This window comes from Devosia litorisediminis (assembly GCF_018334155.1).
Taxonomy (GTDB): Bacteria; Pseudomonadota; Alphaproteobacteria; order Rhizobiales; family Devosiaceae; genus Devosia; species Devosia litorisediminis.
This window is the reverse complement of sequence record NZ_JAGXTP010000001.1, coordinates 2,204,740-2,216,264: the sequence shown is the minus strand read 5'-3', so window position 1 is coordinate 2,216,264 and position 11,525 is coordinate 2,204,740. Positions and strand designations below refer to the sequence as shown.

Below are 11,525 nucleotides of genomic sequence, written 5' to 3'. Positions count from 1 at the left end.
ATTATCGCTGGAATATGATTGCGGCGCGCGCCACACAAGCGCAAACCGACCATAGTGTTACCATGACCGGATTAAGATGGCCTTTTGGGAAGAAAAAACCCTCGATCAAATGACCGAGACCGAGTGGGAAGCGCTGTGCGATGGCTGCGGCCGCTGCTGCCTGCTCAAGCTCGAGGATGAAGATACGGGCATCCTGATCACCTCGGATGTGCGCTGTCAGTTGCTCGACGGTGATACCTGCGGCTGTACCGACTATCCCAATCGTCAGGCCAAGGTGCCCGACTGCATCAAGCTGACGCTGCAGAATGTCACCGAGATTCCCTGGATTCCCAAGACCTGCGCCTATCGCCGCATTTCCGAGGGCAAGGGACTGGCCTGGTGGCACCCGCTGGTATCGGGCGATCCCCAGACGGTGATTGACGTCGGCGTGTCGGTCAGTGGGCGCACCGTACTCGAAGGCGATGTCGAACCCGACACGTGGGAAGAGCACGCCGTGGAGTGGCCCGAATGGGAGCCGCCCGAAGAGCTTTAAGTTCGGAACGATTACCTTCCCCGCAAATCTTTATGCCTCGTTAACCATCTTGTGGCCTGATCAACCCTGTGCAGAGGGAGTGCAGGCCTAGGATGGGCAGCGAAATGACTGACACAGCGTTCGACAAGGAAGTCGCAGAGCCGTTCTGGCCGCGCGTGCGGGCCGCGCTCGCATCACTGCGTCCGGTTTCGGCAAGCCGCCAGCTCTCCTATGATCAGCCTGCCATTGCCCGCACGATCGGTTTGCGTCCCAAACTGGGTGAACGCATCGACGAAGAGCTTGCCAGTGGCTGGGCCGCTGCGGCCCATCGTCATGTCTCGCTCTCGCTGCTGGTGATCGAAGTCGATGCCATGAACGACTACTTCATTGCCTATGGCAAACCGGCAGCCGATGACTGCATTGCCAGCGTGATGCAGGCCATTACCGAGAACCTGCCCCGCGCCACCGACACCTGCCTGCGCTGGGGACCTTCGAGCCTTGTCGTGGTGCTGCCCGACCTACCCGTGCTCATGGCTCGAGCCAGCGCCGCCAAAATGCATGAGGCCGTGCGTCGCCTGGGTCTGAGCAACAAGGAAAGCCATGCCGGTGCCGTCACCGTCAGCATGGGGCTGGCGGTCGGCAATCCGCGCGGCAGTTACGACAAGAAGTTTTTCCAGACCGCGGTCGATGCGCTCAAGAAGGCGCAACGCAAGGGTCTGGGCCGGGTCGAGACCATCGACCTGCGTCCCGCACAGGACCGCAAGCGCAAGAAAGCCGCCTGACCCCGGCTTGCGCGCATCGCCATCACCCCTTATGACGGCCATCCCCCGGGCGCGCTGACGCCCGCCTTTCCCATGGATGAGCGGTAATGACCCAAGCTTGCGGCCTCGACTTTGGCACGTCCAATTCAACCATGGGCCAGCTCGACGCTGATGGCGTCCCCCATCTGCTGGCGCTTGAAGACGGCAAGCCGACCATTCCCAGCGTGCTGTTCTTTGGCTTTGAGGATGACACCATCCATTTCGGCCGCAAGGCGGTGGCCGAATATGTCACCGGCGCCGATGGCCGGCTGATGCGCTCGCTCAAGAGCGTGCTGGGCACAGCACTGATCGGCGACACCACGCGGGTCAAGGCGCGCAGCTATGGCTTTGTCGAGATTCTGGGGCTGTTCATTGCCCAGCTCAAGCAGCGCGGCGAGGCAGAGCTGGGCGCCGGCCTCGATAGCGTGGTATGCGGCCGCCCGGTGCACTTCGTCGATGATGACCCGGTGGCCGATGCCGCAGCGCAGGATCAGCTGGAAGGCGCCGTGCGGGCGCAGGGTTTTCGCCATATTGACTTCCAGTTTGAACCGATTGCCGCCGCGCTCGACTATGAGCGGCAGGTGCGCACGGAAAAGCTGGCGCTGATCGTCGATCTGGGCGGTGGTACCTCGGACTTTTCGGTGGTGCGGGTGTCGCCAGAGCGGGCCCGGGCCAGCGATCGCAGCGGCGATATTCTGGCCACGGCCGGTGTGCATGTCGGCGGCACAGATTTCGACCGGCTACTCTCGATGGCCAAGGTCATGCCCGAGCTGGGGCTGGGCACGCTGACCCGGGACGGCAAGCGCCATCTGCCGGTCGCGCCCTATTATGACCTCTCGACCTGGCACCGCATCAACCGGCTCTACAATGCCCAGGCGCTGCGCGACCTGCGCGGCACCCGTCGCGAGGCGCAGGCGGGTGAGCGGGTGGAGACCATGATCGAGCTGATCGAGGACCGGCTGGGGCATCGGCTGGTTGGCGCCGTTGAGGCCGCCAAGATTGCGCTTTCGGATGCCGACGCCACCAACTTTGCCTTCCCGGTGCGCGACCAGACCATCAGCACGGCCATCTCGCTTGCTGAATTCACCGCCGCGCTGGCCAATTCGGTGGAGCGGATCGAGGCCACCATCGGCGAAACCCTCAGGCGGGCCGGGGTGGGCATCGGCCAGATCGACAGCCTGATCCTGACCGGTGGTTCAACCCAGGTGCCCGCCATCGCCCAGCGGCTCGAGGCGCTGTTCCCCGAGGCGGAACTGGTGCGCACCGATGTGCTGGGCAGCGTGGGGCTCGGCCTGGCCATGGATGCCGCGCGCAAGTTCGGGCCGCGCGGCTGACCGCGCCCACGCGCGCCGACACCGCGTCGATTTCCGACAACCCTTTGCCCGCGCCCGCGTTATAAAGGGCAGGGGGTTCTTCCATGAGTCAGATTGCATTCCAGATACGCCAGATCGTGCAGCGCATGTGGTTTCTGCCCGCAGCGTTCTCGGTCGTGGCCATATTGAGCATCGGCATCGCTTGGTTTCTGGCTCGCTTCGCCCCGGAAAATCTGCCGTTCACCATGCCCTCCAACGGCGTGGTGTCGATCCTGACCATTCTGGCATCGAGCCTGCTGACGGTGGCGGTGTTTGCCCTCTCCACCATGGTCAGCGCGCTCTCGAGTGCCTCCAATTCCACCTCGCCGCGCGCCGTGTCGCTGATCACCGGCGACCGCAGCGCCCAGACCTCGATCTCGGTGTTTATCGGCGCGTTCCTGTTTTCCATCGTCGGGATAATCGGGCTGTCGGCCGGGTTTTACAGCGAGGCGGGACGGCTGTTCCTGTTTGCGGTGACGCTGGGCGTGGTGGTGCTAGTGGTGACCGCGCTGATCCGCTGGATCGGCCAGATCTCGGCCATTGGTCGCGTGGGCCACACGATTGACCGGGTCGAGCACGCCACCCGCGAAGCCTTCACCATGATCACCGAGCACCCGTTTTTCGATTGCCGCCTGCAGATCATCGCGCCGCAGGGCATGCCCATCAACGCCCGCTCGGTGGGCTATGTGCAGCATGTCGACGCCAGCAAGCTCCAGCGCATCGCCAAGGAAAACGAGCTGACCATCGCCATCACCGCGCGCCCCGGCGCCTATGTCGCCCCCAATCGGCCGCTCATGCTGGTTGAAGGGTCCGTGCCCGACGCGTGCGTCGATGATCTGGCAGCGGCCTTTGTCGTGGGCGACAGCCGCACCTTTTACAGCGATCCGCGCTTTGGTCTGGTGGTGCTGGGCGAAATTGCCAGCAAGGCCATGTCACCGGGCATCAATGACGCGGGCACGGCCATCGACGTGATCGGCACGCTGGTGCGCGTGCTGGTGGCCCGCCAGCCCCATAATGAGGATCAGCAACCGCGCTATGATCTGGTCTCGGCGCCGCCGCTTGATCCGGCCGATCTGATCGACGACGCCTTCCGCCCCATCGCCCGCGACGGCGCCGCAACCATCGAAGTGGTGCTGCGCCTGCTGGCGGGGCTAAAAACCCTGGCCCATGCCAGCGACGAACTAAAGCAACCCGCCCTCGCCATGGCCCGCGACGCCGCCGCCCGCGCGCGCCAGGCCATGACCGCCGAGAGCGACCTCAAGACGCTGGAAGACGCAGCAGCCTTTGCGCACGAGCAGGGCGGGGAATAAGTCTGGTCTATCTCCTGTAGTCTGCCCCACCTGGGCGGAGATAGGTGCGCGCAAACGGGCCGCACCTTGACGGTGGGCGTAACGCTGGCCAAGGGCAGCAGTATATTTTGGCCAGAGAATGCGGCGCAGGGGCGTACTTTTCTGCGCGACGCGCGTTACCCCAACAACTCGGCTCTTCTGGTACAACAACATGTCACATACAAAGCGGATCGCGGTAGTCGGGGGTGGACCAACCGCCGTCTACACCTTGAAGAACCTGCTGCAGAAAGCGACCAGGTCGCACATCACCATTTTTGAAGCGGGACCGGTCGCAGGTTGCGGCATACCCTATTCGGAACTGCACAATTCAGCGGACATGATGGCCAACATCACCTCAGTTGAGATTCCGCCAGTGCTGGTATCGCTTTCAGACTGGGTCCGTTCTGCAGATGCCGCAGTGCTGAAGAGGTTCGGCATCGCACGCGACAAGGTGAGCGACCGTGATTTCTATCCCAGGGTGCTGATCGGTGCCTACTACAGTGACCAGCTCATCCGGCTGGTGCAGGACTGCGGCCCCTGGCAGACCGTTGCAATCGAGACCAATACCCGCGTGCTTGACATCAAGCCGGATGGAAACAGGACGACGGTCTTTGTCGACAAGGAAGGTAAGCGGGCCCGCCGGCGCTTTGATGTCGTAATCATGGCCACCGGCCACATGACTGAAGCGGACAACAACGCGTCCGTTGGGGGGCTCTACCGCTCTCCCTATCCGGTGCAGGACATCGAACTGGGGCGTGATTGCGCGGCCCTGATTCTGGGATCCTCGCTAAGCGCGATTGACGCCGCCGTCAGTATTGCCAGCCGCTATGGCCGATTTGAAGGCGAGGAACAGAACCTGTCCTACAAGCCCCTGTCAGACAAGCCGCTGCGCATTGTCATGGCCTCCCGCAAGGGGACGGTCCCGGACGCCGATTTTTTCTATCCGATTCCCGAAGAACCGCTGATGATCTTTACCCCAGCGCGGCTCGACCTGTTGCGCAAGGAGGGGCAGAAAGGACTGCTGGCCAAGGCCTTCAAGTTGTTCAAGCAGCAATTGGCATCCGATGATCCGGACTTCCTCGATCGTCTCGACGTGAAACGGTTTACCCCGGAAAGCTTCGGCAAGGCCTATCTCGCCATGCGCAAGGCATGCCAGGGTTTCGACGCGATCGCCGAAAACCTCGAGCAATCCAGACGAGACTATCGTGCCCGGCGTGTCATCATGTGGCGCTATACGCTGATGCGGGCCCATGAGGTTTTTGGCGAGATCGTCCCCTTTCTGGACCGCAAGGATCTCGCCCGGTTCCGACGCCATCTCGCGCCGGTTTTCGCCGACGCCTATGGCTGTGTCCCCCACCTTTCCATCCAGCGCCTGCTGGCCTTGCATGGCGCCAACTGCCTGGACGTTGTGGCCCTTGGCGAGACGGGCACTATCCGATATGGATCGGGCGTTTTTGCGCTCGCCGCCGATGGTCGTGCGGAAAGCTTTGGCACGCTGATCGATGCACGTGGGCAGAATGCGGCCTCCATATCAGATCTGGGTTTCACCCAGCTCGACCAAGCGTTGGCAACCGTTGACCAGCTCAAGCGCACCAGCGGCCAGAGCGCGGATGACCAGTTTCGGCTCCAGCTCGATGATCGTTCTGCCAGCGACATATTCTGCATTTCCATCCCTGTCATGATGGAACGCTATCCCTTCGCGCAGGGCCTTGTGGCCTGTTCTGAAGCTGCTGAAGCGGTGGCGGCAGCGATATGAGCTTGGCGATCAAACCCGGTATCTCACGGCAAGGATGTTCATGACCAGCTTCCGCATCGAGCAGATGTTTCTCTATCCGGTCAAATCCCTGGGCGGGATGGCGGTGCAAGAGGCGCAGATCACGCCAAGCGGCTCGCTGCGCGGCGACCGCGAATGGCTGGTCACGCGGCCCGATGGCAGCATGCTCTGGCAGGGCGACATTCCGCGCATGGCCCTGCTTTCGGCACAGCTTGAGATGGACAGACTGGTGCTGAGGGACGCCGAAGGGCGGCCGGGGCCCTTGCCCGAAATTGCCTCGGACAGCCCAGTCATGGTTGAGCAGGAGGGCTATCAGCTGCCCGGGTTTGACCAGGGCGATGCCGTCGCCAGCTGGCTGGGCTCCTGCCTTGGAGCAGCCTGCCGCCTTGTTCGGCTCGGTGAACAGGCCCATCGCTGGGGCGGGCTGAACCCGGTACACGCCGTCTCCACCGTCTCGCTTGCAGCGCTCAATGCGCGTCTGGCCGAACGTGGCGAGTCGGCCATCGCCGTCGAGCGCTTCCGCCCCAATATCGTGCTGTCGGGCAACCACGCAGCCTTTGCTGAGGAAGCCGCCCGCGCACTGGACTTCGGGCCGGCAGCGCTGGATCTGCGCGAGCCTTGCGTGCGCTGTGAACTTCCCAATATCAGCCTTGAGGATGCCAGTCGGCAAAAGCAGCCGCTTAAACTGATCGGCGCCATGAGCCGCGAACGCTCCACGGCGCGTCCGGCCTCTTTTGGGACTTATTGCACGGCCCGGGGCGCGGTTCTGCGGGTCGGGATGTCTACCTAGCAACAGAGTTTGCAGGGCGGTGGCTCATAACCATGCCCGGCGCGCTCCTCCTCTGGTCTACACCTTTGATCGGCGCCAGCCAGCAGCACGCGCCTCTGCTTCTGAGCAGAACCAGCGCTCTCCGTGTGAGGCGCTAATTCGCGTGCGGTCATAATATCGCTGTCCGGGAACGTGGTAGATTCGCTCTCCCCTGGTGCTGACATTGCCCTTGATATTGCAGGCGTCATTTTCGCCTGCCGTGGCGGCGGTCGCAACAAACATGGCCAAGCCAAAAGCCATGAACGCCGACGCGACGAGTGTAATGGGTTTCATTTCTATTCTCCTGAGGGCACTGAGCACGCCCTCGGCCCCATCTCAAGTCTCAGACCCCAGGTTGGCGTCAAATTTCCGAAACTTAAATGCGAATTCCCAATGGTTTAATCGTCTTTAGCTGATGGATCACAACCTTCAAGGACTGGCTTAGGGGATACATTCAAGACGAACCAGAGCCGCGTCACTGTCGCCGCAGCAATGACCTGCCGATCTACGAAACTTCCCCCTCTTATCCCCGCGTCACGCTGGTCTGCTATTGTTCTGACATGATCGGAAAACTGGGTCACACGGACCCGGGCCGATTTTTCAGCGAGACAGTGATGCGCACAAGCGAGCCGACGGCAGAGACTGGCGCGGTGAATTGGGCTGTCATTCGCCAGGAGTATGAGAGCCGAAGCTTTCTGCCGGCCATGATCTGCAAGCGGCACGGGATTACCCCCTACCAATTGCGTTATCGGCGGCAGAGCGAGGGCTGGTTGAGTTGCCGGGCCCGGATCGTCACCAAGGCCGATCTGGTAGCCCGCATGCTCAAGGTATTCGACAAGCAGATCAGGAATTTGGAGGCGGCGGTGAACGAACCGATCGACAAGCAGGCCAATGTGCTTTCCACCATGACCAAGACCCTCGACAAGCTGATCGAGATGGGCGCCGCAGAACGCGACGTGGAGCCGCCAAGCCGCAAGGACATGGCCGATCTGCGCGACAAGCTGGCCAAACGCCTTGATCAGTTCAAGAAGCGCTGAGGCGCAGGCCGAAGTCGCCGCCAAGACCGATGATCAGGTCGAGGCGCAGTATTATGACTGGAACAAATGGGCGCTGCCCAAGCAGCGGCCGCCGCAGGGGGACTGGACCACCTGGCTGTTGATGGGCGGGCGCGGCGCGGGCAAGACAAGGGCAGGCGCCGAATGGGTGCGCGGGCTGGTCCGGCAGCGGATCGGACCGATTGCCCTGGTGGGTGAAACCATCGCCGAGGCGCTGGCGATCATGGTGCGGGGCGAAAGCGGGCTGCTCAACGTGCATCCCGAGCTGGAGCGCCCCGTCTTGCGCGGGCACCAGCTGATCTGGCCCAACGGGGTCGAAGCCACGCTGCTCTCGGCTTCCGACCCGGATCGCTTTCGCGGCCCCCAATTTGCCGCCGCCTGGTGCGACGAGATCGGCAAATGGCCACGCGCGGAAGACGCCTGGGACATGCTGCAATTTGGGCTGCGGCTGGGCGAACGACCGCAGCAGATGGCGACCACGACACCGCGACCGACGCGGCTGCTCAAGCGCCTGCTGGCCGACCCGCAGACCGTGGTGACGCGCATGGCCACCATCGAGAATTCTGCGCAGCTGGCGCCGCAATTTCTTGATGCGGTGGTGGCGCGCTATCGCGGCACGGTGCTGGGCCGTCAGGAGCTGGATGGCGAACTGATCGAGGATCTGCCCGGCGCGCTGTGGCAGCGCAACATGTTTCGACCGCCCCAGAGTCTGGCTCTGGAGCGCATTGTAGTGGCGGTGGACCCGCCGGTGACCGGCCACGCCAGATCCGATGCCTGCGGCATTGTTGTTGCCGGACGCCAGGGGGAGGAGGCGGTGGTGCTCGAGGATTGCACCCTGAGCGCCGCATCGCCGCTGCGCTGGGCCCGACGCGCCGTGGCGGCGTTTCATGCTCATCAGGCCGACGGCATTGTGGCCGAGGTCAATCAGGGCGGCGATCTCGTGGCCTCGGTGATCGCGCAGATCGATCCCAAGGTACCGGTACGACCGGTACGCGCTAATCGCGGCAAATGGCTGCGCGCCGAACCGGTTGCAGCGCTCTATGGGCGCGGGCTGGTGGCCCATCTCGCCGGGCTGAGTGCGCTGGAAGACGAAATGTGCAGCTTTGGCGCTGACGGCAAGAGCGATGGCCATTCGCCCGACCGGGTCGATGCGCTGGTCTGGGCAATCACCGAGCTGTTGCTCAACGATGTGCAGCCACGGGTGCGCGGGCTTTAGAGTTCAAGGAACCAAACCATGCCGAACTGGATCAACCGCCTGCTGGGCGGGCGAACAAACGCGCCTGATGAACGCAAGAATTTTGCCGGGCACAGCCTGCTCAGCCTCAACCAGCTGGGCGCGGCAAACTGGAGCCAGCGCGGCTTTGCCAGCCTGGTCAATCAGGGCTTTGCGCGCAACCCGGTGGTCTATCGCTGCGTGCGGCTGATCGCCGAGACGGCCAATCGGGTGCCGCTGGTGGTCAGCGTGAACGGCCAGCGCGTGGAGGAGCATCCGCTAAGTGAACTGCTGGGGCGGCCCAATGCGCGCCAATCGGGCGGCGAGCTGCTCGAGGCGGTCTATGCCTATCTGCAGACGGCGGGGAACGCCTATCTGCAGGCGGGCATGATTGATGGTGCGGTGCGGGGGCTGTTCTGCCTGCGGCCCGACCGCATGAAGGTGGTGGCCGGCGCCGATGGCTGGCCGATGGCCTATGACTATACCGTGGGCGGGCGCAGCCAGCGCCTGCGCCAGGACAGTGAGCCGCTGCCCGCGGTGCTGCACATGGCGCTGTTTCACCCACTCGACGATCACTACGGCATGGCGCCGCTCGACGCCGCCCAGACCAGCCTCGATATCCACAACGCCGCCGGGCAGTGGAACAAGGCGTTGCTCGACAATGCAGCGCGGCCCAGCGGGGCGCTGGTCTATTCCATGGCGGCGGGCACGCTGACCGAAGACCAGTTCAACCGGCTCAAGGATGAGCTCGAAGCCAATTTCGCCGGGGCGGGCAATGCCGGGCGGCCCATGGTGCTCGAAGGCGGGCTGGACTGGAAGACCATCGCGCTGAGCCCCCGCGACATGGATTTCATCGACGCCAAGCACGCCGCCGCCCGCGACATAGCCCTGGCCTTCGGCGTGCCGCCCATGCTGCTGGGGATTCCTGGCGACAATACCTACGCCAATCTGGCCGAAGCCAACCGCGCCCTGTGGCGGCAGACCCTGATCCCTCTGGTGGTCCGCGTGGCCGATGAACTCAGCAATTGGCTGGCCCCGGCCTTCGACGGGGCGACGATTGCACCGGATTTCGACGGCGTCGAAGCCCTGGCCGAAGACCGCGCGGCACTGTGGAGCCGGGTCGGCAGCGCGGAGTTTCTCAGCGATGCGGAGAAGCGGGCGATGTTGGGGATCTGAGGTTCGTCATGTCGCGTTTTCTGCAAATCCGGCTGCGTGCCTTGATCGCTGCCGTCCGATTGGCCACGCTCGAGATGAAGCTTGGCATGCTGGCCCGGGCGCTCGAGAAGCGCTACCGTGCCGATCAGCCACGAGCGCCAAAGGGCACACCGGAAGGCGGGCAGTGGGTCACTGACCGCTTGCATGTTGCGGCGGGCTCCCGTTGCGATGGGTTCTCCGGTGGCTGCCAGCTGGGAGGGACATTTGGTACGACGGGAATGTACACGATCTTCGGCAAGAACCTTTGTCGGGATTGCGCCATAAAGTTTCTGGGAATTCAGGGTCTGCCCCACGGGGAGCAAGAAGAAACGCTCCGACCATTCGAGCAGACCCAGTCAAGGTGAGGCTTTCGATGCCATTAAGAGTGCAGGCCCTCAACGCCATCACAGTCGGCGACGTGATCTTTGGGCTGGGTGCCGGCGGCCAGGAGAAACTGCTGCTCGTCTACAGGGCCGACAGTAGCAGCTTCTCGGCGCGTCACGTGACCACACAGATAGCCTACAGGTTTGCGCGCGACGGCAGAACCCGGACCTATGCCGATGGTGGTTATATCGAGATCGTGTCAACGGCCCGACTGCCGGCGGACCAGTATGACGTCACCCTCGGGCTGGATCGCAAGTCTGCAGCACGACCGGACTATCCCGACAGCATCTTGAGCAAGGCAGAAATTACCCTGCTGCTTACCCACCCGAAATTCTTCAAGGCACAATTGCTGCCGGGCGCGGAGGCGATTGTCAGGGCCGCTGACAAGCTCAACGGCGTCAATGCGATTCTGCACCGGGAATGGGACCCGATTGACGCCAGGCACAATCCGCCAGGATTGCGTGAATACCGCGACGATCTGCCGGCTTTGGTGGCGCTGCTGGAGCGACCCGCTTCGCTCGATGATGTTGCCGCTTTTCTGGCCGACATGGCGGCCCGGAAAATGCGAACACAACAGGTGGCCGACCGCAGCCAAGCGGCCGCCGCAAGCCTGGCGCAGTTGCGCGAGAGTTGGGTCTGAGCGCTTTTCCTGCGCCGGATTTCAATGACGACCAAGCCCTGACCGAAGACCGCGCGGCGCTGTGGAGCCGGGTGGGGAATGCGGAGTTTCTCAGCGATGCGGAGAAGCGGGCGATGTTGGGGATTTAGGCGGCGTTGGCCTGACGGTGGCCGGCGAGCAGACCGCGCACGGAAATGTCTTCATCAAGGGCTGGCCAGTGAATGCCGTCACCGCGGCCGAACAGCCGCCAGTTGGCGCGGTCAGCGTCTGACGCGTCGCGCAGGTGGGGAAACCAGGCCAGTGGCACGGCGAGCTCGCGGCCGTCATCTAGGCTGACGCGCAAGCTGGTGCTGTCGACGACGAGGTCCACGGCAAGCGGTGCTGTCTCAAGCGTCAAAGTGCTCATGTCGACATTCTAGCGGGCATTTGTCTGGGGAACAAAGGGTCTTCCACACGCACTGCCCGTTACCCTCGGGCCAGACCCGAG

At 63.3% G+C, this 11,525-nt stretch carries 13 protein-coding genes; 11 read left to right on the top strand and 2 right to left on the bottom strand.

The features are described 5' to 3' along the window. Nucleotides 1-76: 76 nt before the first annotated feature. The 6 genes from KD146_RS10555 (at nucleotide 77) to KD146_RS10530 (ending at nucleotide 6,555) form a co-directional block, all read left to right on the top strand. Nucleotides 77-532 (top strand): YcgN family cysteine cluster protein, encoded by a 456-nt coding sequence (locus KD146_RS10555; RefSeq protein ID WP_212658626.1) that lies wholly within the window; start codon nucleotides 77-79, stop codon nucleotides 530-532. Between the two features lie 104 nt (nucleotides 533-636). Further along, complete coding sequence (locus KD146_RS10550; RefSeq protein WP_212658625.1) at nucleotides 637-1,293, top strand: diguanylate cyclase domain-containing protein; 657 nt, start codon at nucleotides 637-639, stop codon at nucleotides 1,291-1,293. Nucleotides 1,294-1,379: 86 nt separating this feature from the next. Beyond that, on the top strand, nucleotides 1,380-2,645 hold the full coding sequence (locus KD146_RS10545) for an Hsp70 family protein (RefSeq protein WP_212658624.1): 1,266 nt from the start codon (nucleotides 1,380-1,382) through the stop codon (nucleotides 2,643-2,645). An 83-nt stretch (nucleotides 2,646-2,728) separates the two neighbouring features. Next, nucleotides 2,729-3,973, top strand: a complete 1,245-nt coding sequence (locus KD146_RS10540; protein WP_212658623.1) for a DUF2254 domain-containing protein — start codon at nucleotides 2,729-2,731, stop codon at nucleotides 3,971-3,973. A 190-nt stretch (nucleotides 3,974-4,163) separates the two neighbouring features. Next, nucleotides 4,164-5,747 carry an FAD/NAD(P)-binding protein gene (locus KD146_RS10535; RefSeq protein WP_212658622.1) on the top strand — a complete coding sequence of 528 codons (1,584 nt, stop codon included), beginning with the start codon at nucleotides 4,164-4,166 and terminating at the stop codon, nucleotides 5,745-5,747. Between the two features lie 40 nt (nucleotides 5,748-5,787). Further along, the gene (locus KD146_RS10530; RefSeq protein ID WP_212658621.1) at nucleotides 5,788-6,555 is read left to right on the top strand and encodes an MOSC domain-containing protein; all 768 of its coding nucleotides are present in this window, start codon (nucleotides 5,788-5,790) and stop codon (nucleotides 6,553-6,555) included. A gap of 57 nt (nucleotides 6,556-6,612) precedes the next feature. On the opposite strand, the gene KD146_RS10525 is transcribed toward KD146_RS10530, so the two are convergent. Continuing rightward, nucleotides 6,613-6,867, bottom strand: a complete 255-nt coding sequence (locus KD146_RS10525; protein WP_427857069.1) for a sunset domain-containing protein — start codon at nucleotides 6,865-6,867, stop codon at nucleotides 6,613-6,615. A gap of 320 nt (nucleotides 6,868-7,187) precedes the next feature. Here KD146_RS10525 and KD146_RS10520 point away from each other — a divergent pair, with 320 nt between their 5' ends. From KD146_RS10520 to KD146_RS10500, 5 genes are read left to right on the top strand one after another with little or no spacing between them, the layout of a single operon-like run. Then, complete coding sequence (locus tag KD146_RS10520) at nucleotides 7,188-7,610, top strand: hypothetical protein (protein ID WP_212658620.1); 423 nt, start codon at nucleotides 7,188-7,190, stop codon at nucleotides 7,608-7,610. Next, entirely contained in the window at nucleotides 7,588-8,844 is a 1,257-nt protein-coding gene (locus KD146_RS10515) for a DNA-packaging protein (RefSeq protein WP_249327641.1), read from the top strand. Before KD146_RS10520 ends, KD146_RS10515 begins: the two co-directional genes overlap by 23 nt. Nucleotides 8,845-8,862: 18 nt before the next feature. Then, a complete protein-coding gene (locus tag KD146_RS10510) occupies nucleotides 8,863-10,017 on the top strand; it encodes a phage portal protein (protein WP_212658619.1) in 1,155 nt (384 codons plus the stop codon). A gap of 8 nt (nucleotides 10,018-10,025) precedes the next feature. Next, nucleotides 10,026-10,400 (top strand): hypothetical protein, encoded by a 375-nt coding sequence (locus tag KD146_RS10505; protein ID WP_212658618.1) that lies wholly within the window; start codon nucleotides 10,026-10,028, stop codon nucleotides 10,398-10,400. 20 nt (nucleotides 10,401-10,420) lie between these two features. Continuing rightward, nucleotides 10,421-11,059 (top strand): hypothetical protein, encoded by a 639-nt coding sequence (locus KD146_RS10500; protein ID WP_212658617.1) that lies wholly within the window; start codon nucleotides 10,421-10,423, stop codon nucleotides 11,057-11,059. Nucleotides 11,060-11,183: 124 nt separating this feature from the next. Here the strand turns inward: KD146_RS10500 and KD146_RS10495 are convergent, their stop codons facing one another. After that, nucleotides 11,184-11,444, bottom strand: coding sequence for a DUF2442 domain-containing protein (locus KD146_RS10495; RefSeq protein WP_212658616.1), 261 nt, complete (start codon nucleotides 11,442-11,444; stop codon nucleotides 11,184-11,186). Between the last annotated feature and the right edge of the window lie 81 nt (nucleotides 11,445-11,525).